23 protein-coding genes are annotated in these 19,589 nt (G+C 68.0%); 15 read left to right on the top strand and 8 right to left on the bottom strand.

Annotation, left to right across the window (positions count from 1 at the left end; translation table 11 throughout):
- Nucleotides 1–106: 106 nt before the first annotated feature.
- From E0H73_RS13960 to E0H73_RS13950, 3 genes are all read left to right on the top strand, one after another.
- Complete coding sequence (locus tag E0H73_RS13960) at nucleotides 107–1,048, top strand: tyrosine recombinase XerC (protein ID WP_131354984.1); 942 nt, start codon at nucleotides 107–109, stop codon at nucleotides 1,046–1,048.
- A 63-nt stretch (nucleotides 1,049–1,111) separates the two neighbouring features.
- Complete coding sequence (locus E0H73_RS13955; protein WP_131354981.1) at nucleotides 1,112–1,591, top strand: RrF2 family transcriptional regulator; 480 nt, start codon at nucleotides 1,112–1,114, stop codon at nucleotides 1,589–1,591.
- A 68-nt stretch (nucleotides 1,592–1,659) separates the two neighbouring features.
- The gene (locus tag E0H73_RS13950) at nucleotides 1,660–2,061 is read left to right on the top strand and encodes a VOC family protein (RefSeq protein WP_131354978.1); all 402 of its coding nucleotides are present in this window, start codon (nucleotides 1,660–1,662) and stop codon (nucleotides 2,059–2,061) included.
- On the opposite strand, the gene E0H73_RS13945 is transcribed toward E0H73_RS13950, so the two are convergent.
- Nucleotides 2,058–2,684, bottom strand: a complete 627-nt coding sequence (locus tag E0H73_RS13945) for a M23 family metallopeptidase (protein WP_131354975.1) — start codon at nucleotides 2,682–2,684, stop codon at nucleotides 2,058–2,060. The two genes, E0H73_RS13950 and E0H73_RS13945, sit on opposite strands and share 4 nt — an antisense overlap.
- Nucleotides 2,685–2,982: 298 nt before the next feature.
- Between E0H73_RS13945 and rpsB the strand changes: the two genes are divergently transcribed.
- The 6 genes from rpsB to E0H73_RS13915 all read left to right on the top strand — a co-directional run bounded on the left by rpsB (nucleotide 2,983) and on the right by E0H73_RS13915 (nucleotide 7,839).
- Complete coding sequence (gene rpsB, locus E0H73_RS13940; protein WP_131354972.1) at nucleotides 2,983–3,996, top strand: 30S ribosomal protein S2; 1,014 nt, start codon at nucleotides 2,983–2,985, stop codon at nucleotides 3,994–3,996.
- An 84-nt stretch (nucleotides 3,997–4,080) separates the two neighbouring features.
- Nucleotides 4,081–4,899 carry a translation elongation factor Ts gene (tsf, locus tag E0H73_RS13935; protein ID WP_131354969.1) on the top strand — a complete coding sequence of 273 codons (819 nt, stop codon included), beginning with the start codon at nucleotides 4,081–4,083 and terminating at the stop codon, nucleotides 4,897–4,899.
- 55 nt (nucleotides 4,900–4,954) lie between these two features.
- Nucleotides 4,955–5,716, top strand: a complete 762-nt coding sequence (pyrH, locus tag E0H73_RS13930) for a UMP kinase (RefSeq protein ID WP_238163420.1) — start codon at nucleotides 4,955–4,957, stop codon at nucleotides 5,714–5,716.
- Between the two features lie 139 nt (nucleotides 5,717–5,855).
- Nucleotides 5,856–6,410, top strand: a complete 555-nt coding sequence (gene frr, locus E0H73_RS13925) for a ribosome recycling factor (protein WP_202867416.1) — start codon at nucleotides 5,856–5,858, stop codon at nucleotides 6,408–6,410.
- Entirely contained in the window at nucleotides 6,410–7,252 is an 843-nt protein-coding gene (locus tag E0H73_RS13920; protein ID WP_131354962.1) for a phosphatidate cytidylyltransferase, read from the top strand. Before frr ends, E0H73_RS13920 begins: the two co-directional genes overlap by 1 nt.
- Nucleotides 7,249–7,839 carry a GNAT family N-acetyltransferase gene (locus E0H73_RS13915; protein WP_131354959.1) on the top strand — a complete coding sequence of 197 codons (591 nt, stop codon included), beginning with the start codon at nucleotides 7,249–7,251 and terminating at the stop codon, nucleotides 7,837–7,839. Before E0H73_RS13920 ends, E0H73_RS13915 begins: the two co-directional genes overlap by 4 nt.
- Here E0H73_RS13915 and E0H73_RS13910 read toward each other — a convergent pair.
- Together E0H73_RS13910 and E0H73_RS13905 are read right to left on the bottom strand one after the other, a co-directional pair.
- Nucleotides 7,829–8,830: an LLM class flavin-dependent oxidoreductase gene (locus E0H73_RS13910; protein WP_131354956.1), complete on the bottom strand. Its 1,002-nt coding sequence runs from the start codon at nucleotides 8,828–8,830 to the stop codon at nucleotides 7,829–7,831. The two genes, E0H73_RS13915 and E0H73_RS13910, sit on opposite strands and share 11 nt — an antisense overlap.
- Nucleotides 8,831–8,861: 31 nt before the next feature.
- A complete protein-coding gene (locus tag E0H73_RS13905; protein ID WP_131354953.1) occupies nucleotides 8,862–9,266 on the bottom strand; it encodes a MarR family winged helix-turn-helix transcriptional regulator in 405 nt (134 codons plus the stop codon).
- 61 nt (nucleotides 9,267–9,327) lie between these two features.
- On the opposite strand from E0H73_RS13905, the gene E0H73_RS13900 reads away from it, so the two are divergent.
- Together E0H73_RS13900 and E0H73_RS13895 are read left to right on the top strand one after the other, a co-directional pair.
- Nucleotides 9,328–10,242: an LLM class flavin-dependent oxidoreductase gene (locus E0H73_RS13900; RefSeq protein ID WP_238163990.1), complete on the top strand. Its 915-nt coding sequence runs from the start codon at nucleotides 9,328–9,330 to the stop codon at nucleotides 10,240–10,242.
- Between the two features lie 202 nt (nucleotides 10,243–10,444).
- Nucleotides 10,445–11,128 carry a C39 family peptidase gene (locus tag E0H73_RS13895; RefSeq protein ID WP_131354950.1) on the top strand — a complete coding sequence of 228 codons (684 nt, stop codon included), beginning with the start codon at nucleotides 10,445–10,447 and terminating at the stop codon, nucleotides 11,126–11,128.
- A 37-nt stretch (nucleotides 11,129–11,165) separates the two neighbouring features.
- Here E0H73_RS13895 and E0H73_RS13890 read toward each other — a convergent pair whose 3' ends face one another.
- The gene (locus E0H73_RS13890; RefSeq protein ID WP_238163989.1) at nucleotides 11,166–12,011 is read right to left on the bottom strand and encodes an SDR family NAD(P)-dependent oxidoreductase; all 846 of its coding nucleotides are present in this window, start codon (nucleotides 12,009–12,011) and stop codon (nucleotides 11,166–11,168) included.
- A 71-nt stretch (nucleotides 12,012–12,082) separates the two neighbouring features.
- On the opposite strand from E0H73_RS13890, the gene E0H73_RS13885 reads away from it, so the two are divergent.
- Complete coding sequence (locus E0H73_RS13885; RefSeq protein WP_131354947.1) at nucleotides 12,083–12,985, top strand: LysR family transcriptional regulator; 903 nt, start codon at nucleotides 12,083–12,085, stop codon at nucleotides 12,983–12,985.
- A gap of 67 nt (nucleotides 12,986–13,052) precedes the next feature.
- Nucleotides 13,053–14,171, top strand: a complete 1,119-nt coding sequence (gene rlmN / locus E0H73_RS13880) for a dual-specificity RNA methyltransferase RlmN (RefSeq protein WP_131354945.1) — start codon at nucleotides 13,053–13,055, stop codon at nucleotides 14,169–14,171.
- A gap of 55 nt (nucleotides 14,172–14,226) precedes the next feature.
- Here rlmN and E0H73_RS13875 read toward each other — a convergent pair whose 3' ends face one another.
- Nucleotides 14,227–14,928, bottom strand: coding sequence for an alpha/beta fold hydrolase (locus E0H73_RS13875; RefSeq protein WP_131354942.1), 702 nt, complete (start codon nucleotides 14,926–14,928; stop codon nucleotides 14,227–14,229).
- Nucleotides 14,929–14,968: 40 nt separating this feature from the next.
- On the opposite strand from E0H73_RS13875, the gene E0H73_RS13870 reads away from it, so the two are divergent.
- Entirely contained in the window at nucleotides 14,969–15,430 is a 462-nt protein-coding gene (locus E0H73_RS13870; RefSeq protein ID WP_165555667.1) for a GNAT family N-acetyltransferase, read from the top strand.
- On the opposite strand, the gene E0H73_RS13865 is transcribed toward E0H73_RS13870, so the two are convergent.
- A complete protein-coding gene (locus tag E0H73_RS13865) occupies nucleotides 15,423–16,517 on the bottom strand; it encodes an LOG family protein (protein ID WP_131354936.1) in 1,095 nt (364 codons plus the stop codon). The two genes, E0H73_RS13870 and E0H73_RS13865, sit on opposite strands and share 8 nt — an antisense overlap.
- A gap of 74 nt (nucleotides 16,518–16,591) precedes the next feature.
- Here E0H73_RS13865 and E0H73_RS13860 point away from each other — a divergent pair, with 74 nt between their 5' ends.
- Nucleotides 16,592–17,881, top strand: a complete 1,290-nt coding sequence (locus tag E0H73_RS13860) for an aspartate aminotransferase family protein (protein ID WP_131354933.1) — start codon at nucleotides 16,592–16,594, stop codon at nucleotides 17,879–17,881.
- Nucleotides 17,882–17,933: 52 nt separating this feature from the next.
- Here E0H73_RS13860 and E0H73_RS13855 read toward each other — a convergent pair whose 3' ends face one another.
- Nucleotides 17,934–18,845, bottom strand: a complete 912-nt coding sequence (locus tag E0H73_RS13855) for an amino acid ABC transporter permease (RefSeq protein ID WP_131354930.1) — start codon at nucleotides 18,843–18,845, stop codon at nucleotides 17,934–17,936.
- Nucleotides 18,842–19,531 carry an amino acid ABC transporter permease gene (locus E0H73_RS13850; RefSeq protein ID WP_131354927.1) on the bottom strand — a complete coding sequence of 230 codons (690 nt, stop codon included), beginning with the start codon at nucleotides 19,529–19,531 and terminating at the stop codon, nucleotides 18,842–18,844. The genes E0H73_RS13855 and E0H73_RS13850 overlap by 4 nt, the downstream gene beginning before the upstream one ends.
- Nucleotides 19,532–19,589: the final 58 nt, after the last annotated feature.

The following is a 19,589-nucleotide window of genomic DNA, read 5'->3' as shown; positions in this document are numbered from 1 at the left end:
AATCGGGCCGAACAGTAGTCGACCGTCGGGCTATCGACCAGACCTCCTCTCCTCGGCCCCCGCGCGGTGCCTTGCGATGCCGCGTCGGCTCCCGCATCGTCGAGGCATGACGCCGGACGATGTCAGCGCGAACCCTTCCTGGCCGGAAGGTTTCACTGCGTTACTGGCTGACTACGAACGGCATCTGGCAGCGGAGAGGGACCTCAGCAGACATTCGATCAGAGCGTACCGTGGAGACGTCGCGGATTTACTCGAACATTTGATTCGTCTTGGTCACGATGATCTCGAAAGCCTGGATATCCGGGGGTTGAGGTCCTGGCTGGCCAAGCAGCAAAGCCTCGGGAAGTCGCGCAGCACGATGTCGCGCCGCGCGACGGCCGCGCGTGTCTTCACCGCCTGGGCGCAGCGGACCGGCCGGATCAGCACGGATCCGGGCGCGTTGCTGGCGAGTCCGAGGCCGCACAAGAGCCTGCCGGGAGTCTTGGGGCAGTCCGACACGCGTGCCGTGCTCGACGCCGCGGCCGTCGCAGCGGACGACGGCAGCCCGATCGGCCTGCGTGACCTCGCGATCATGGAATTGCTCTACGCGACCGGCATCCGCGTCGGCGAGCTCTGTGCCCTCGACATCGACGACATCGACACCTCGCGCCGGGTCGTCCGCGTCTTCGGCAAGGGGCGCAAGGAACGCTCTGTCCCGTATGGCGTGCCGGCCTCCCACGCACTCCGGCGCTGGCTCGACGAGGCCCGACCGCAGTTGGCGCGGCAGGGGAGTGGGCCGGCGGTGTTCCTCGGTGCCCGTGGCGGCCGGATCGACCAGCGAGCGGTACGACGCCTTGTCCACGAGCGGATCGCAGTCGTCGACGCTCCCGACCTGTCGCCGCACGGTCTGCGCCACACCGCGGCAACCCACCTGCTCGAAGGTGGTGCCGACCTTCGCAGCGTCCAGGAACTGCTCGGCCACGCATCGCTGGCGACCACCCAGATCTACACCCACATCTCCACCGACCGCCTGCGTAGTGCCTACGAACAGGCCCACCCTCGGGCCTGACCTGTCGGGCTGTCCGCGGGTGGATGCGGCGAGCGGGTCCGGGGATGGGGCAGACTGCGGTTCATGCGGGTTTCGGCGAAGTCTGACTATGCGTTGCGGGCGCTGATCGAGATCACCCAGCGATGGGTGGCGAACGACCCGTCGGTCGTGTCGGCCGAGGAGCTCAGCCGTGCACAGGGCATTCCGCATGGGTTCCTCCAGGGGATCTTGGCTGACCTCCGGCGTGCGGGGATCCTGGCGAGTCAGCGGGGACAGTCCGGCGGCTGGAAACTCGCCGTGGATCCGAACGAGATCTCTGTCGCCGACGTGATGCGTGCGGTGGACGGACCGATCGTGAGCATCTCCGGAGTGCGGCCCGAGAGCGTCGCGTACAACGAGCGGGCCGTCGTACTGCAGCGGGTCTGGATCGCCGCCCGCGCGAGTCTGCGGGACGTGCTCGAGCACACCACGCTCATCGATCTCGCCAAGAACAAGCTCCCGGCCGGGGTTGAGCGTCGCTCCCGCGACGAGGACGCCTGGCAAGCGCGCGTTCCTGGTAGCTGACCTCTCCCGGGACGCCTATCCGACTGTTACAGTGTGGCCTTATATAAGCCGTGACTACAGGAGGACTGATGGCTGAGCAGAAGACCACCACGTTCCTGATGTTCCAGGACGGCAGGGCTGAGGAGGCGATGAACTTCTACCTGTCGCTCTTCGACAACTCAGAGGTCGTCTCGATCACTCGCTACGGGTCTGAGGGACCCGGCGCCGAGGGCTCGGTGATGCACGCGATCTTCACGTTGGCGGGTCAGCAGTACATGTGCAGCGACAGCCCGGTGCAGCACGGGTTCGACTTCACACCGTCGATCTCGCTCTGGGCCGACTGTGCGGACGAGGCTGAGATCGACCGCCTGTTCGCCGTCCTGTCCGAGAAGGGCAAGGTGATGATGCCGCTGGGGGAGTACGGCTGGAGCCGGAAATTCGGGTGGGTCGGCGACCGGTTCGGGATCTCCTGGCAGCTCAACCTGGCCTAGTGGCGCTTGAGCAGGAGGCCGCCGGCCAGAGCCAAGGCCGCCGTACTGGCGACCACGATCGCGCCAGTTCGGTTGGAGCCTGAAGGAGGCGGTGATGCGGTCGAGCGCACCGGCTGTGGTGGTGGGGATGCGGTGCTGTGAACCACAGGCGCCCCGGCCGCAGCGGGCGTGGAACTGAGGGGGAGCAGACGAACCGGGCGGTCCGGTAGCAGCGTGAGCGGATTGAGGTAGCGCTTGCCCTCGACCAGGCCCCAGTGCAGGCAAGTCGCGGGTGAGCAGTGTGAGCCGGCGCCCGATAAGTGGCCGATGACCGTGGTCGTGGTGACGGGAGTGCCCACAGTGACGGCTGGGACGACCGGCTCGTAGGTGGTCCGGCGCGCGCCGTGTGACACTGCGACCACGCCGCGGCCGGCGAGCTGACCGGCGTACGTGACTGTGCCGGAGGTTGCGGCGCGGACGGGTTGGCCGGGGGAGCCGGTCAGGTCGACGCCACGGTGGCCCGGGAGCCACGGTTTGGCGGGCAGTTCGAAGCCGCGGACGACCTCGGGACGGGGTTGGAGGGGCCAGTTCGCAGGGTCCGGGCCTGCGGTGGCGAGGCTGAGGGCGAGAAGGACGACGTTCATGCTTGGAACATGCCGTCGAAACGCCCGATTTCCGGCGGTGAGTTCGGGGCTGTGGACAACCGGGCCGGTTCGCTTTGGGCCGGGGTGGTCCCGTACACTTCCGGTGGCGTCCCATGTGAGTGGGACGACTACGCATGCCCGCACAACAGCGCGCCTCCCTCGGTCCCGGGACCTCCCGGGTGGGTTGCGTGCCGACGGGCATCAGGCACGGCGGGCCACCCGGTCCGCCGCGAGACAACCGAGACTGCGCCGACCGGAACGAGCACCCCGGGAAGGCGCGACAGGAGGCAACACCCTCATGGCCGTCGTGACCATGAAGCAGCTCCTCGAGAGCGGCGTGCACTTCGGGCACCAGACCCGGCGCTGGAACCCCAAGATGAAGCGCTACATCCTCACCGAGCGCAACGGCATCTACATCATCGACCTGCAGCAGTCGCTGTCGTACATCGACCGCGCCTACGAGTTCGTCCGCAGCACGGTCGCCTCGGGCGGGGCGATCCTGTTCGTCGGCACCAAGAAGCAGGCCCAGGAAGCGATCGCCGAGCAGGCGACCCGGGTCGGCATGCCGTACGTGAACCAGCGCTGGCTGGGCGGCATGCTCACCAACTTCCAGACCGTGAACAAGCGGCTCCAGCGGCTCAAGGAGCTGGAACTGCTCGACTTCGACGACGTGGCGGCCTCGGGCGTCACCAAGAAGGAGCTGCTGCAGAAGCGGCGCGAGCACGACAAGCTGCTGAAGACCCTCGGCGGTATCCGCGACATGGCCCGGGTTCCGGCCGCCGTGTGGATCGTGGACACCAAGAAGGAGCACCTCGCCGTCGACGAGGCGCGCAAGCTGAAGCTGCCGATCATCGGCATCCTGGACACCAACTGCGACCCGGACGAGGTCGACTTCCCGATCCCGGGCAACGACGACGCGATCCGCTCGGTCGGCCTGCTGACCCGCGTGGTCGCCGACGCCGTCGCCGACGGTCTGATGGCCCGCTCGGGTCAGGGTGCCGCCGCAGCCGGTGAGGAGCTGGGCGCCGAGGAGCCGCTGGCTGCCTGGGAGCGCGAGCTGCTGGAGAGCCAGAACGGCACCTCCGAGGCCAAGGCCGCCGACGGCGACGCCGCGAAGGCCGACGAGGCGCCGAAGGATGCCGCCGCTGAGGCGCCGGCCGCCGCTGCCGAGGAAGCCCCGGCCGCTGCCGAGGAAGCCCCGGCCGCTGTCGAGGAGACCCCGGCTGCTGCCGAGACCCCGGCTGCTGCCGAGGAGACCCCGGCCGCCGACGCCGTGAAGGCCGACGAGGCCCCGAAGGCCGACGAGGCCTGACAGCCCTGAGTTGCCGCCCGGTCCAGACCGGGCGGCACTCGAGCCCGCCTATCCAGCCGCATCGACAAGACGAGAGAACGAGGAATGGCGAACTACACCGCCGCTGACGTGAAGAAGCTCCGCGACGCCACCGGCGCGGGCATGATGGACGCGAAGAAGGCGCTCGAGACCACCGACGGCGACTTCGAGAAGGCGATCGAGGAGCTGCGCATCCACGGCGCGGCCAAGGCCGCCAAGCGGGGCGCCGAGCGCTCCGCCACCAACGGCCTGGTGGCCGCGGCGGAGAACGCGCTGGTCCAGCTGAACTGCGAGACCGACTTCGTCGCCAAGAACGAGCAGTTCCAGCAGTTGGCCGCCGACATCGTCGCGCACGCCGCCGCCAGCAAGGTCGCCGACGTCGAGGGCCTGCTGAGCGAGAAGCTGTCCGACGGCAAGAGCGTCGCCGAGAACATCGAGGCGCTGGCCTCGGTCATCGGCGAGAAGCTCGAGCTGGGCAAGGTCGCCGTGTTCGACGGCCAGGTGACGGCGTACATGCACAAGCGTGCCGCCGACCTGCCGGCCCAGGTCGGCGTGCTGGTCGAGTTCGAGGGCGACAACGTCGAGGCCGCTCGTGGCGCCGCCATGCAGGCCGCCGCGATGCGCCCGCTGTACACCACTCGCGACGAGGTCCCGGCCGAGACGGTCGAGAACGAGAAGCGAATCGCCGAGGCGACCGCCCGCGAGGAGGGCAAGCCGGAGCAGGCTCTGCCGAAGATCGTCGAGGGCCGGGTGAACGGCTTCTTCAAGGACGTCGTCCTGCTCGAGCAGGCGTCGGTCCAGGAGAGCAAGAAGACCGTGAAGGCCGTGCTCGACGAGGCCGGCGTGACCGTGAAGCGGTTCGCCCGCTTCGAGGTCGGCGCCTGAGCTTCGGGATCTTCGAAGGATCAGCAAGACAGCAACGATCGAGGAGGCCGGAATCGTGACGGAAACCCTGGGTACCGAGACGAGTCCGGCCTCTTCGCCGTTCGCGCCGGCCTATCACCGGGTGCTGCTGAAGCTGTCGGGTGAGGTGTTCGGCGGCGGCAAGCTCGGCGTCGACCCCGACGTGGTGAACTCCATCGCCAAGCAGATCGCGGGGGTGGCCCGGGCCGGCGTCCAGGTGGCCGTGGTCGTCGGCGGCGGCAACTTCTTCCGCGGCGCCGAGTTGCAGCAGCGCGGGATGGAGCGCAACCGGGCCGACTACATGGGCATGCTCGGCACGGTGATGAACTGCCTGGCGCTGCAGGACTTCCTGGAGAAGCTCGGTATCGAGACCCGGGTGCAGACCGCGATCACGATGGGCCAGGTCGCCGAGCCCTACATCCCGCGCAAAGCTGAGCGGCACCTGGAGAAGGGCCGTGTGGTGATCTTCGGCGCCGGTTCCGGTATGCCGTACTTCTCCACCGACACGGTCGCCGCGCAGCGGGCCCTGGAGATCGGCGCCGAGGCGCTGCTGATGGGCAAGCAGGGTGTGGACGGGGTCTACGACTCCGACCCGAAGAAGAACCCGGACGCGGTGAAGTTCGACCAGTTGTCGTACGACGACTTCCTCGCTCGCGGGCTGCGGGTGGCCGACGCCACCGCGATCAGCCTGGCCCGCGACAACGCGCTACCGATCGTGATCTTCGGCCTCGAGGAGGGCAACATCGCCCGGGTCGTGCACGGCGAGAAGATCGGGACCATCGTTTCTCCCGGTCAGTAGTCCCCCGGCCGCAGCCGGTACGGCGGCGTACCACTAGGATCGTTCGACACGGGTGGATGTCCGTTATCTGGTAAACCTGCGTTCGTAGGGTATGGAGTGGCCGCGCCGAAGCGGCCCTGAGGAAGCGAGGAATGTCGTGATCGACCAAGCTCTCCGCGAAGCCGAGCAGAAGATGGCGAAGGCTGTGGAGGTCGCCAAGGACGACTTCGCCGCGATCCGCACCGGCCGGGCCCACCCGCAGATGTTCGCGGGCATCCTGGCCGACTACTACGGCAGCCCGACGCCGCTGCAGCAACTGGCCGGTTTCCAGGTCCCGGAGCCCCGGACCGTGCTGATCTCGCCGTACGACAAGGGTGCGATGACGGCGATCGAGAAGGCGATCCGCGACTCGGACCTGGGGGTGAACCCGGGCAACGACGGTGCGGTGATCCGCGTGGTGATGCCGCAGCTGACCGAGGAGCGGCGCAAGGAGTACATCAAGGTCGCCAAGACCAAGGCCGAGGAGGCCCGGGTCTCGGTCCGCAACATTCGCCGGCACGCCATGGACCAGGTGCACAAGACGGTCAAGGACGGCGACGCGGGCGAGGACGAGGGCAAGAGTGCTGAGAAGCGGCTCGACGGGTTGACGAAGAAGTACGTCGACTCGATCGACGATCTGCTCAAGCACAAGGAAGCCGAACTGCTCGAGGTGTGATGGGCGTCGAGAGCACGCCCGCGTCGACCCCGAGCCGCGCCGGGCGGAATCTGCCTGCGGCGATCGCGGTCGGGGTCGGTCTCGGCGCACTGATCCTCGGATCGCTGTTCTGGCAGAAGGTCCTGTTCGCCGTCCTGGTGCTGGCCACCGTGCTGGTGGCCGTCGACGAGATGATCAAGGCCCTGCGTGCGGGTGGCGCGGTGATCCCGAGGATCCCGCTGTTCGCCGGTACGACGGCGATGCTGCTGGCGGCGTACTTCTGGGGACCGATGGCGCTGCTGATCGCGCTCGCGCTGACGGTGCTGGCGACGATCTGGTGGCGGATGCCGGGTGGGTCGGTCGGGTTCGTCCGGGACGCGAGCGCCGGGGTCTTCCTGATCGGCTATGTACCGCTGCTGGCCGGCTTCGCGATCCTGCTGGTCCAGCCGGAGTCGGACGGCCCGCAGCGTGTTCTGACCTTCTTCTTGGTCGTGGTCGCCAGCGATGTCGGCGGCTACGCGGCCGGGGTGCTGTTCGGCAAGCACCCGATGGCTCCGACGATCAGCCCGAAGAAGTCCTGGGAGGGCTTCGCGGGCTCGACCCTCGCGTGCATCGGCGCCGGCATCGGTTCGGTCGTGTGGCTGCTTGACGGGGACTGGTGGGCAGGGGCGATCGTCGGCGCCGTGGCTGTGCTGACGGCGACGGTGGGCGATCTCGGCGAGTCGATGATCAAGCGCGATCTCGGCATCAAGGACATGTCCAACCTGCTGCCAGGTCACGGGGGAGTGATGGACCGGCTGGACTCGTTGCTGGCCACGGCCCCTGCGGTCTGGTTGCTGCTGCACCTTCTGGTGAAGGGATGACGACCGCGCCCGACGGGCGGTCGCTGGTGGGCGACGTCGTCCGGCTGGACCGGCTGCAGGACAGCGACATCGAGGAGCTGTACGCCGCGATCGGCAACGAGCAGGTGTACGAGAGTGGCTTCGGCGGTGGGATCGCCGGTATGCCGGCCGATGCCGAAGCCATGCGGGGACAGTGGTTCCCGTCATCGGAGCAGCGTTACGCGTACGCCGTCCGTTTGGTTGCCGACGGCACTCTCGTCGGCACGTCGAGCCTCGGCGACGTCGACGTACCCAACGAATCGATCCACCTCGGCTGGACCGGCTACGCGCCGTCCGTCTGGGGTACGGCGGTGAACCCGGCAGCTAAGCTGTTGCTGCTCCAGCACGCCTTCGAGGACTGCGGATTCGGCCGGGTGAAGATCCAGACCGGCTCCACGAACACTCGCTCGCAGGCGGCGATCGCCAAGCTGGGTGCGACGCGCGAGGGTCTGCTGCGCCGGCACAAGCGGATGGCCGACGGATCGTTCCGTGACACCGTGGTGTTCTCGATACTGGCCGACGAGTGGCCCGAGGTCCGCAAGCGGCTCGAGGACCGGATCAACCGCTGACGGTACGGCGGGTGCCCGCCAGTTCGGCCAGAGCGGCGTACGACGCGAGCAGGTCGGCGCGTTCGTAGGTGTTCGTCGTGATCAGCACTTCGTCGGCGGCGGTACGGCGTACTAGTCCGCCAAGCGCCTCGTCGACCTCGGAAGGCGTGCCGTAGATCTGGCCGCGGAGCGACTGCTCGAAGAGCTCGCGCTCCTTCACGGTCAGCTCGCCAGGCGCCGAAGGCTCCAGCGGTGGGAACACTCCTCGCGTTCGCGAGTACGCACTGGCCCACGCTTCGGGCAGCAGCAACTGCCTGGCCTCCTCAGTCGTCTCCGCAACAGCAGCAGTCACCGCGAGTACGACGTACGGCCGCGGAGCCCACGTGGACGGCCGGAACTCGGCGCGGTAGCCGTCGACCAGTTGGAGCAGCGTCGACTCATCCCGGCCGGCGATGACCAGGGGAAGTCCGAGCGACGCGGCGAGGCGAGCGCCCTCGCCGACGGCGAGGATGAAGGGTGGGATGCGCAGGCCTTCTCCGGGACGGGCGTGGACCTGGTTCTGCTGCGTGCCGGTGAGGTAGCCCAGTAGCTCCTGGACTTGAGCGGCGAAGTCGTCGGCCGCGTCCTTCTCGACGCCCAGAGCGCGGCGGACGCCGTTGGTGAAGCCGACGGATCGGCCGAGGCCCATGTCGATGCGGCCCGGGTACAGCGACTCCAGCACTCCGAACTGCTCGGCCACCACCAGCGGCTGGTGGTTCGGCAGCATCACGCCGCCGGTGCCGACGCGGATCCGGCTTGTGCGGGCCGCGATTGCGGCTGCCAGCACTGTGGGAGCCGATCCGACCACTCCGGGCACACTGTGGTGCTCTGAGACCCAGAAACGCTTATAGCCAAGCTCTTCCACCTGCTGCGCGAGCTCGACGGTCGCACGCAATGTCGCTGCTTCCGTCTCACCTGCCCGCGTTCGCGAGCGGTCCAGGACGGAGAGCGGAACCCCAGTGAGAGCAGCCATGACCTAATTTCCAACTGCGGCTGCCCAGCGGTCATTCCCCCAGCAGCAGCTGCAGATCCGCACGGAACCGGTCGGCATCCGGAAGCGAGGCCAGGAACTCGCGCTCAACCTCCAGCCGTACCCGCTCCGCCTCCTCGAACGTCGACTCGCCCTTCGCGGTGAGCACTACGACGTTGCGCCGCCGGTCCTCCGGACTGCGCCGGCGCTCGACCAGTCCACGCTCCTCCAGGCTGTCGAGCAGGTCGCCGATCGAGGTCCGGTCGACTCGGAGCCGGGAAGCGACCTCTAGCTGCGAGAGCGGCTCACCGGCCACCACTGCGGACAGCACGGCGAGGTCCCGGCCGTTCAGCCCGTACGGGGCGAGCGCTTTGGCCTGCTCGTCGGTCAACTGAGCCAGGACATGTTTGAGGAGATACCCCAGCCGGTCGGACATCATGGACCAAATCTACCGCTCCACTGATCGTCAGGATTGCTGATCATCAGTTACCCTGATGATTATGAATCTGACCTTCGGCTTGAAAACCACCCCGATGCATGTCCCGTACGCCGACATCCAGCGTGTCTGGCTCGACGCCGACGAGCTCCCGCAGTTCCGCGACGCCTGGCTGTGGGACCACTTCCTGCCGCTCGTCGGGCCCAAGGACGGCGACGTACTGGAAGGCTGGACGCTGCTGACCGCGCTCGCCGCGCAGACGACCCGGCTTCGCTTCGGTTTGCTCGTGACCAGCAACCGCGTCCGCGCGCCCGCCGTACTCGGCAAGATCGCCAGCACCTTGGACGTGATCTCAGGCGGTCGGCTCACCATGGGCCTCGGTGCCGGCGGCACGCATCAACCACCCGGCGCCGGCGGCATCGCCGGACCGAACCCGGCCATCGCGGAGTACGAGGCGTACGGGCTGACGCTGGTCCCGCCGGGGGAGGGGGTGGATCGGCTCCGCGAGACCATCGAGATCCTTCGCGGCATGTGGACGCAGGACGTGTTCGACTTCCACGGCAGGTACTACACGCTCGATCAGAACCGGAACGAGCCGAAGCCGATCCAGCGACCGGGACCGCCGCTCCTGATCGGCGGCTGGGGCAACCGGATGATGCGACTGATCGCCGAGCACGCCGACATCTGGAACATCAGTGGCCCGCCGCACACCGACTTCGACGTCCTGACCGACCGGATCCGTCGACTCGACGCGGAGTGCGCCCGCGTCGGCCGCGACCCGGCCACAGTCAGCCGCTCGCTGCAGCAACTCGTCACGTACGACGATCCGGCCGCGACCCGAGCGATCATCCGCCGGGCGGCGGGACTGGGGTTCGATCACATCGTGCTGTCGCTGACCCGCCCGTACCCGGACCGGGCGGCTCAGTGGCTGGTCCGGGAAATCATCGATCCGGTCCTCGAGGAGACCTCCGCAGCCTGACCTTTCGAGCTGGATGGAAAGGGTTGGTGATATTTTCACGCCTCCATGACGTGACTGGAAACCGCTTCTGACCTGGGAAAACACCGGTCGCACCGGTGCCGGGACGAGCGCTGGGAGGGGGTTTACAAGTCAGAGAGGCAGGAATGCACTCAGTGATGGGACGACCACGCCCCGGGCGTCCCGATGAGGCTGAGGAGCTGACATGAGGCATACGACGACGAAACTCAAGGCCGCACTGAGCGGTCTGACCCTGGTCGCGGCAGCAGCGTTGCCGATGGCATCCACTCCGGCGACCGCGGTGCCGACTGCGCCCGCCATCTCCGCCGAGGCCACGGCGGCCGCCAAGCCGGTGCCGACGCTCGGCTACTCCACACAGGCTCTCAGAACCCTGCCCATCGACTTCCAGTACCAGCAGACCGGCTACTGGTGTGGCCCGGCGGCGACCCGGATCGCTCTGTCCGCCCGGATCTCACCGCCGAGCCAGCAGCAGTTGGCCAACGAGCTGCCCACCACCACGAACGGCACGGACTGGATCGGGCAGGTGACGCGGGTGCTCGACAACCACCTCGGCACCGGCTGGTACGAGACCAAGGAGATGCCGAACGACCCGCCCACGCAGGCGCAGCGCGACCTGCTCTGGCGCGACGTCACCCTCGACATCGACAACAACTACCCGATCGTCGCGAACATCGTCGCCCCGGCCGGCAACCACCCGCCGGGCTACCCGAACTACACGATCTACCACTACTTCACCGTGATCGGGTACGACTCCAGCGACATGACCGTCCTGATCGCCGACCCGGCCGGCTTCGCCCCGACAGCGACGTACTGGCTGACCTTCAACCAGCTCGCCACGCTGATTCCGCCGAAGGGTTACTCGGCCTGATCGGCCGAGCGGGCTGGAGTGCGAGCGCTCCAGCCCGCTACTCGACAGCAGTGGACCGGCTGAGCTGCTCCCATTCGGTCACCTCGGCCAGGAGTGCCTCATGGTGCGCACGGAGCCCGTCGACTGCGTCATTGCCGAGCAGCAGGCGCAGCGGTGGGTTGTCGCTGTCCAGCGCCTTCATGATCGCCGCGACGCCCTTGACCGGGTCGTTCGGCTCGGAGTCGAGCAGTTGCCTGGTGGCCTCCCGGGTGGCGCCTGCAGTGTCCCGGTAGATGTCCAGCTCGGCGGTGGCTCGCTTGTTGCGGTTGAACTCGGTCCGGAACGCGCCAGGTTCCACCAGCAGGACGCGGATGCCGAGGGGTGCGACCTCGGTCGCCAGCGCTTCGGACAGACCTTCCAGCGCGTACTTCGCCGCGTGGTAGGCGCCGTAGCCGGGATACGTCTTGAGCCCGCCGAGTGAGCTCATCTGCACGATCGTGCCCGAGCCCTGCGAGCCGAACAGCGGCAGGACGGCCTTCGTCACCTCGGCGGCACCGAAGAAGACGACGTCGAGCTGTTCGCGCAGATCTGCCATCGACACCTCCTCGACGGCGCCCAGCACCATCGAGCCGGCGTTGTTGACCAGTACGTCGATCCGCCCGAAGACGGCGATCGTCGCCTGAACCGCGGCCTCGATCGAGGCAGAGTCGGTAACGTCCAGAGTCGTCGTACTCAACCGCGCGTGGGCCAGGTCAGCCAGAGTTTCGGGGCGCCGGGCCGTGGCCATCACCCGGTCGCCGGCCGCGAGGGCGGCCAGGACGAGCTCCCGTCCGAAGCCGGTGGAGCAGCCGGTGATCAGCCAGACCCGGCCTTGTTCGTCGTGTGTTTCCAGTGTGTTGTTCACCCTTCGAGTCTTCGTCGGGGGCCGCTTCCGGGGCCAACATCGGCTGCCTGGCGCGGCAGTAGCCTGGGCCTGTGACCCCAGAGCTCCGGCAGTTGCGGTACTTCGTCGCGGTGGCGGAGGAGTCGAGCTTCACCCGGGCCGCGGCGCGGCTGACCATCGCGCAGCAGTCCCTGTCGCAGCAGATCACATTGCTGGAGCGGATGGTCGGTGCGAAGCTCTTCGACCGCGACAGCCGGGGCACGGCACTGACTGAGGTCGGAGCGGTCTTCCTCCCCGAGGCGCGAGCGGTGCTGGCGCGTGCGGATGCGGCGATGAGCGTCGTCGGTCAGGCTGTTCGTGGCGAGGCCGGGCAGGTGCGGTTGGCATTCCTGGCGACGACGGCGAACTACCTGCTGCCACCGGTGGTCCGGGCCGTGCGAGAGCGCCTGCCCGAGCTGCGGTTGTCGACCGAGGAGACTACGATCAGTCAGCTGGTCGAGGGCATCACCAGCGGCCGCTACGACGTCGCCTTCTCGCGACCACCGCTCGTCGACGCGCTGGCGACGCGGACGCTGATCACTGAGGAAGTCTGTGCGGTGCTGCCGGCGGGGCATGCGCTGGCCGGTCGCAGCGAACTGAAGCTCACCGAGTTGGCCGGTGATCCGTGGCTTCTGACTCCGCGGAGCTCCTGGGGACCGTGGCACGACTTCTTCGACGAGGAATTCCGGGTGGCCGGGTTCACGCCGAACGTGGTGCACCGCGACCCGAGCGTCCAGGTGCTGCTCGGAATGGTGGCCGCCGGTGTCGGGGTGACCAAGCTGGCCCGGTCGGCGCAGAGCCTCCGTCGTACTGGAGTGGCGTTTGTGCCCTTGGCCGGGCAGACGGTGTCGACGGAGCTGGTGTGGTTGCCCGCCAACCCGTCGCCGATCCTGCCCGCCCTACGGGACGTGGTGGTCGAGCTGGCGGAGTCCGGTCAGATCACCACTGCCGGCTGAGGGGTGACGGGGGTCATGGGATGTGAATTTGTGAACGGTTGGGGCGGCGGGCGACAATAGGTCGGTTATGACTACCTCCCTTCCCCTTGTTTTCGATGAGCCGCGCCGTGCCAAGAAGCCGCCGCGGCATCTGGCCGATCTCACCGGGGAGGAACGGCGTACGGCGGTGGCCGCGCTGGGCGAGCCCGCGTTCCGGGCCAAGCAGTTGTCGAACCACTACTTCTCCCGGCTGGTGTCCGACCCGGCCGAGATGACCGATCTGCCGACCGCGACCCGGGACAAGCTGGTGGCCGAGCTGATGCCGCCGCTGCTGACTCGCGTGCGCGACCTGGAGTGCGACAACGGGCAGACCCGCAAAACGCTGTGGAAGTTGCTGGACGGTTCGCTGGTCGAGTCCGTCCTGATGCGGTACACGGACCGCACCACGATGTGCGTGTCGTCGCAGGCCGGCTGTGGGATGGCCTGTCCGTTCTGTGCGACCGGTCAGGCCGGCCTGACCCGGAACATGACGACCGCGGAGATCGTGGAGCAGGTCGTCGACGGTGCCCGGGCGCTGTCCCGCGGTGAGATCGCCGGTGGGCCGGGCCGGGTCAACAACATCGTGTTCATGGGCATGGGCGAGCCAATGGCCAACTACAAGGCCGTGATCGGCGCCGTCCGCCGCTTCACCGATCCGTCGCCGGAGGGCCTCGGGATCTCGGCGCGTGGTGTGACCGTGTCGACGGTCGGCCTGGTGCCGCGGATCAACCAGCTCTCCACCGAGGGCATCCCGGTCACGCTCGCGCTGTCGCTGCACGCGCCGGACGACGAGCTGCGCGACGAGTTGGTCCCGATCAACAACCGCTGGAAGGTCGACGAGGTGCTCGACGCGGCGTGGGGGTACGCGCGGCAGACGAAGCGCCGGGTCTCGATCGAGTACGCGATGATCCGCGACATCAACGACCACGCCTGGCGCGCGGACCTGCTGGCGGAGAAGCTGGCCGCCCGCGGCGACTGGGGCTGGGTGCACGTCAACCTGATCCCGCTGAACCCAACCCCGGGCTCGAAGTGGACCGCCTCCGACCCGGCCGACGAGCGCGAGTTCGTCCGTCGTCTCCAGGCCGGCGGCATCCCGACCACGGTCCGCGACACCCGCGGTCAGGAGATCGACGGAGCCTGTGGCCAGCTCGCCGCCGCCAACAAGTGATCGCCCCGTCCGCGGGCGCGAGGCCTACGACATGACCGAGGTCGACCAATCCTCTTCAGCGGTCGCTGAGGAGCTTGGTGAGGGCTGCCGGTTGGGAGAACATCGGCCAGTGACCGGTGGGCAGCTCTAGCAGCTCCCATGACGGGCTCTTCAGCTGCTCGACGACGTCTGCCGAGGGAGTGGCGCCGTCCAGCAGGCATTTGAGGTACGTCGTGGGGAGTTCGCCGATGGGTCGGGTCAGCTTGGCCGGCTCCAAGATCGCCTGGCCCGGGTGCGGCGTACTGCGAGCGGCGATCAGCGCGATGGCCTCGTCGGACAGGTCCTGGTCGGCGAAGTCCTCGGCGGTGAGCGGTGGCCAGAACCCGCCGGACTCAGCCAGCTGCCCCTCCACCCAAGCGCGACCCTCGTCAGACCAGCCGTCAACGAACGACTTCCCGTCGGCCGGGATGTTCGAGTCGACGTACACCACTCGCCGCAGCCGGTCGCCGATCCGCCCGGCAGCCTGGCCTACTGGAATCCCCGAGTAGCTGTGCCCGACGAGGACGACGTCTCGCAGATCGTGGCTCTCGATCACCGCAACGATGTCGTCGACGTGTTGCTGCTGTCCGACCTGTGCGGAATCCGGATCGTGCCGCTCGGCCAGCCCGCTCAGCGTCACCGGGTAAACCCCGTGACCGTCCGCGCGCAGCCCGGCTGCGACCTCGTCCCACGCCCACGCACCGAGCCACGCCCCTGCCACCAACACGAAGTTCGTCATGCCGCGCCACGGTAGACCAAGCCTCCGACAGACTTGGGTCATGCGTGGTGAGGTACGTCGGTACGAGGAGAAGGACCGGCAGGCGGTGCTCGACCTGGCGCCGCGACTGATGGAGGGAGTCGCACGCTGGCGATCACCGGACGGAGTGCGTGCGGCTGTCACCGGCTGGGTCGTCGAGGCAGTCGGGCGAGCCGCCGAACCAGGCCGGTTCGTGTACGTCGCGGAGGTCGACGGTGTGGTCGCCGGCTTCGTCTCCGGCGAGCAGCGGACGCACTGGTCCGGCGACCAGGAGCTGTACGTCGGTGAGCTCGTGGTGTCCACGAGTCACGAGGGCGAAGGCGTCGGCCGCGCCCTGATCGACACCGTCACCGACCATGCACGCCGGCTGGGTGTCACCACGATCACTCTCGACACCGGCGCCGCCAACACGTCCGCACGCGGCTTCTATCGCAGCCTGGGCTTCGAGGAGGAGGACGTGAAGCTCACGAGGGTCCTCAGCTGACCAGAGCGATCGCCTCGTCGATGGTGTCGACCAGGTGGACTGACCTCGCCATCGGGCGGTCCGCCGCCAGGGACTGCAGCAGCGGCCAGACCGGCAGCTTCACGGTCCAGTGCTCGACGCCGACGAGGATGAGCGGGATCTGGGTGGCCGGATCGCCGTAGTAGCTCGGTGTGACCGCCTGGAAGACCTCCTGCACCGTTCCGGCCGCGCCGGGCAGGTAGACGATCCCGCCCTTCGCCCGGCTGAGCAGCACGTCCTCCCGCTGGGCGTTGGAGAAGTACTTCGCGATCGACGACGCGAACACGTTCGGCGGCTCGTGCCCGTAGAACCACGTCGGGATCGACACCCCGCCGGCGCCAGGGAAGTCACGCCGTACGCGGAGCCCTGCGGCGGCCCACTCGGCCACCGAGGGCTTGAACGACGGTACGGCAGCCAGCGTAGCCAGTGCGGTGTCGACGGCGGACTCGTCGTACCCGGACAGGGACGCGCCTAGATTCGCTGCCTCCATGGCGCCCGGACCGCCGCCGGTGACGACGGTGCGGCCAGTCTGGGCGAGGCTGCGCCCGAGCATGACGGCCGACCGGTACGACGTACTCCCGCGGGCGACACCGTGTCCTCCCATGACACCGATCCAGGGCTGGTCGGTGGGCAGCTCGTGGAGTGCGTCGGCGATGGAGTGGTCGTGCAGGGCGGCCGCGAGGGTCCGGCTGGTGTCGCCCTTCTCGTCGTGCTGCCGGGACCATGCGTAGATCCGAGCGTCCGGTGTGGCGTCGTACCCGTCCTCGAGACCGGCGTAGAGCTCCTCGGCGTCGTACAGCGTGCCTCGGTAGGCGTCGAAGGGCAGGGACGGGATCGCGGGGAACACGAGCCCGCCGCCGTCGCGGATCCAGGCGTCGGACTTCTCCTCCAGCTCGCAGCCGAGGAACAGGGCGCCCATCGGGCTCAGCCCGAGCAGTTCCGCCGTCCGGCCGGTCAGATCGACCGACTGCACCCGCCAGCCCGCCATCGAGGTGGCGCCCGCCGCCACGATCCGGTCGAAATGCTGCAGCGACTCGATGTCCACGTGCGGGATGCTCGGCAACGTCACGCAGAGCACCTTAGCGGCGCTACTGCGATAGATGCCCACTATGAGCGAGCGACGCGATGAGGTAATGCTTAGGCATGACACATGCGGAGCTCTGGGAGCGTCACAAGGCCGTCATGCCGGACTGGCTCGCGTTGTACTACGAGGAGCCGATCGAGATCGTGCAAGGGTCGGGCCGCCGGGTGACCGACGGCCAAGGCACCACCTATCTCGACTTCTTCGCCGGCATCCTGACCAACGCGATCGGTTACGACATCGCGGAGATCTCCGACGCGGTGCGTGAGCAACTGGCCACCGGTATCGCGCACACCTCGACGGTCTACATGATCCGCAAGCAGATCGAGCTGGCCGAGCAGATCGCGGAGCTTTCCGGCATCCCGAACGCGAAGGTCTTCTTCACCAACTCCGGCACCGAGGCGAACGAGGCGGCCCTGATGCTGGCCACTCAGCGGCGCCGGTCCAACCAGGTACTGGCGATGCGGAACTCGTACCACGGCCGCGGCTTCGGCACGGTCGCGATCACCGGCAACCGCGGCTGGTCCGCGAGCAGCCTGTCACCGGTCAACGTGCAGTACGTGCAGGGTGCCTACCGGTACCGCAGCCCGTTCCGCGACCTGCCCGACGCGGAGTACATCAAGGTCTGCGTCGACGATCTGCGCAACGTCATCGAGACCACGACCGCGGGCGATGTCGCCTGCCTGATCGCCGAGCCGATCCAGGGCGTCGGCGGCTTCTCGTCCGGGCCTGACGGCCTGTACGCCGCCTTCAAGGACGTCCTGGACGAGTACGGCATCCTGTTCATCTCCGACGAGGTGCAGACCGGCTGGGGCCGCACCGGCGACCACTTCTGGGGGATCCAGGCGCACGACATGGTGCCGGACGCGATGACGTTCGCCAAGGGCCTCGGCAACGGGTTCGCGATCGGCGGTGTGGTCTCCACGCCGGAGCTGATGGACAGCCTGAGCGCCAACTCGCTGTCGACGTTCGGCGGCAACCCGATCTCCACCAGCGCGGCGAAGGCGACGCTGGACTACCTGCTCGACCACGACCTGCAGGCGAACGCCGCCAAGCGCGGTTCGCAACTGGTCGACGGCCTGCGCGGTATCTCCGAGGAGTTCCTCGAGCTCGGCGACGTGCGCGGCAAGGGTCTGATGCTGGCCGCCGAGATCGTCAAGCCGGACGACAACAGCCCCGATGCGGCGACCACCGCCAAACTCCAGCAGGAGACCAAGAACCGCGGTCTGCTGGTCGGCAAGGGCGGTCTGTACGGCAACGTCCTGCGGATGGCGCCACCGATGACGTTGACCGAGGAAGAGGCCACCGAAGCGCTCGAGATCATCCGAGACTCCTTCAACACCCTGCGCTGACAGCAAGCGAAAGGGTCCCGGGGGAGTCGCTCCCCGGGACCCTTTCGCTTGATCAGTTGGCCGAGGGCGGCCCGTCGCCCGTGGTCAGCACCTCGGTGGCGCCGACCGCGGACTGGTCGAGCGGTTCGGCGGTCAGCGGACCGCCGGCGGAGCGGCCGCGGCGGCGCATCAGGCGCTCGACCCGGTGCGCGAGCACGGTCAGCCCGTAGTTCATGATCACGAAGATCGCACCCACGACGATGAGTGCCGGGAGCAGGTTGGACTTGAAGTTGCCGATCTGCTCCGCTTTCCGCAGCAGTTCCTCGTAGGTGATGATGTAGCCGAGCGCGGTGTCCTTCAGGATCACCACCAGCTGGCCGACGATGGCCGGCAGCATCGCGGTGATTGCCTGCGGCAACAGGATCATCCGCATCGACTTCCCGGTGGTCAGGCCGATCGCCATCGCGGCCTCGCTCTGCCCCTTCGGCAGGGAGTACACCCCGGAGCGGACCAGTTCGGCGACCACCGAGCCGTTGTACAGGGTCAGACCGGTGACGACGGCGGCCAGGGCGAGCTGATCCGGCGGGAACAGGTCGTAGTTCGCGTACAAGGCGTACGTGAACAGCATCATCAGCAGCACCGGTACGGCGCGGAAGAACTCGACGACGATGCCGGAGGGCCACCGGACCCAGACCTGGGTGGACAGCCGGCCGACGCCGAGCAGGATGCCGAGGGCCAGCGCCAGGACGACCGAGATCGCGGCCGCGGTCAGCGTGCCGATCAGCCCGGGGATCAGGTACTCGGTCCAGATCTCGCCGGACAGGAACGGCTCCCACTTCGCCGCGGTGAGCTGACCCTTCTCGTTCAACTTGTCGATCACGAACCACAGCGCCAGCAACAGGATCAGGACGCTGGCGACGCCGACCGCGGCGTACAGGCGCTTGGCGCGCGGGCCGGGTGCGTCGAACAGAACGCTGCCGCTCATCGCTTCACCGCCAGCCGCTTCGACATCGAGGTGAACAGGATGCCGATCGGCAGGGTCAGGATCACGAAGCCGATCGCGAAGATGCCGAACACGATGAAGAGCACGTCCGGACGGTCCTCCATCATCACCTTCATCACGGCTGAGGCTTCGGTGACGCCGATGACCGAGGCAACCGTCGAGTTCTTGGTCAGCGCGATCAGCACGTTCCCGAGCGGTGCGATGGCGCCGCGGAAGGCCTGCGGCAGAACGACGTACCGCAACGTCTTCAGGAACGGCAGCCCGATCGCCCGGGCCGCCTCGGCCTGGCCGAGCGGGACGGTGTTGACGCCGCTGCGGATCGCCTCGGCCACGAAGGAGGCGTGGTAGACCGACAGACCGAGGACCGCCAGCCGGAAGTTGTTGTCAACGATGAAGGTGTTCGAGTCCTTGTTCGCCAGCGCGACGCCGAGTTGCAGGAACAGCCCGAGGTTGCAGAACAGGATGACCAGCGTCAGCGGTGTGTTCCGGACGATGTTCACGTAGGCGGTGCCCATGATCTGCAGCACCCGGACCGGGGAGACCCGCATCACCGCCACCACGGTGCCGATCAGCAGTGCGAACAGTGCCGACACCAGCGTGAGGTAGATGGTCGTCCGGAACGCTTGCAGACCGTCGTACTCGGAGAAGAACTCCGATATCACGTCCATGATTCTCCTGCTGGGGAACGAGGCGGGGACCAGCACTCCGGGGAGGGACCGCGGACGG

The organism is Kribbella pittospori (assembly GCF_004331465.1).
GTDB lineage: Bacteria > Actinomycetota > Actinomycetes > Propionibacteriales > Kribbellaceae > Kribbella > Kribbella pittospori.
This window is presented reverse-complemented; position numbering and strand designations above follow the sequence as displayed.

Excerpts from the sequence above, each read along its gene's own strand:
- rlmN (WP_131354945.1), top strand. The coding sequence starts at position 13,053 with ATGACTACCTCCCTTCCCCTTGTTTTCGATGAGCCGCGCCGTGCCAAG.
- E0H73_RS13945 (WP_131354975.1), bottom strand. The coding sequence starts at position 2,684 with ATGAACGTCGTCCTTCTCGCCCTCAGCCTCGCCACCGCAGGCCCGGAC.
- rpsB (WP_131354972.1), top strand. The coding sequence starts at position 2,983 with ATGGCCGTCGTGACCATGAAGCAGCTCCTCGAGAGCGGCGTGCACTTC.
- E0H73_RS13920 (WP_131354962.1), top strand. The coding sequence starts at position 6,410 with ATGGGCGTCGAGAGCACGCCCGCGTCGACCCCGAGCCGCGCCGGGCGG.
- E0H73_RS13950 (WP_131354978.1), top strand. The coding sequence starts at position 1,660 with ATGGCTGAGCAGAAGACCACCACGTTCCTGATGTTCCAGGACGGCAGG.
- E0H73_RS13860 (WP_131354933.1), top strand. The coding sequence starts at position 16,592 with ATGACACATGCGGAGCTCTGGGAGCGTCACAAGGCCGTCATGCCGGAC.
- E0H73_RS13870 (WP_165555667.1), top strand. The coding sequence starts at position 14,969 with ATGCGTGGTGAGGTACGTCGGTACGAGGAGAAGGACCGGCAGGCGGTG.
- E0H73_RS13855 (WP_131354930.1), bottom strand. The coding sequence starts at position 18,845 with ATGAGCGGCAGCGTTCTGTTCGACGCACCCGGCCCGCGCGCCAAGCGC.
- E0H73_RS13895 (WP_131354950.1), top strand. The coding sequence starts at position 10,445 with ATGAGGCATACGACGACGAAACTCAAGGCCGCACTGAGCGGTCTGACC.
- E0H73_RS13915 (WP_131354959.1), top strand. The coding sequence starts at position 7,249 with ATGACGACCGCGCCCGACGGGCGGTCGCTGGTGGGCGACGTCGTCCGG.
- tsf (WP_131354969.1), top strand. The coding sequence starts at position 4,081 with ATGGCGAACTACACCGCCGCTGACGTGAAGAAGCTCCGCGACGCCACC.
- E0H73_RS13875 (WP_131354942.1), bottom strand. The coding sequence starts at position 14,928 with ATGACGAACTTCGTGTTGGTGGCAGGGGCGTGGCTCGGTGCGTGGGCG.
- E0H73_RS13905 (WP_131354953.1), bottom strand. The coding sequence starts at position 9,266 with ATGATGTCCGACCGGCTGGGGTATCTCCTCAAACATGTCCTGGCTCAG.
- E0H73_RS13900 (WP_238163990.1), top strand. The coding sequence starts at position 9,328 with ATGAATCTGACCTTCGGCTTGAAAACCACCCCGATGCATGTCCCGTAC.
- E0H73_RS13850 (WP_131354927.1), bottom strand. The coding sequence starts at position 19,531 with ATGGACGTGATATCGGAGTTCTTCTCCGAGTACGACGGTCTGCAAGCG.
- E0H73_RS13960 (WP_131354984.1), top strand. The coding sequence starts at position 107 with ATGACGCCGGACGATGTCAGCGCGAACCCTTCCTGGCCGGAAGGTTTC.
- E0H73_RS13955 (WP_131354981.1), top strand. The coding sequence starts at position 1,112 with ATGCGGGTTTCGGCGAAGTCTGACTATGCGTTGCGGGCGCTGATCGAG.
- E0H73_RS13910 (WP_131354956.1), bottom strand. The coding sequence starts at position 8,830 with ATGGCTGCTCTCACTGGGGTTCCGCTCTCCGTCCTGGACCGCTCGCGA.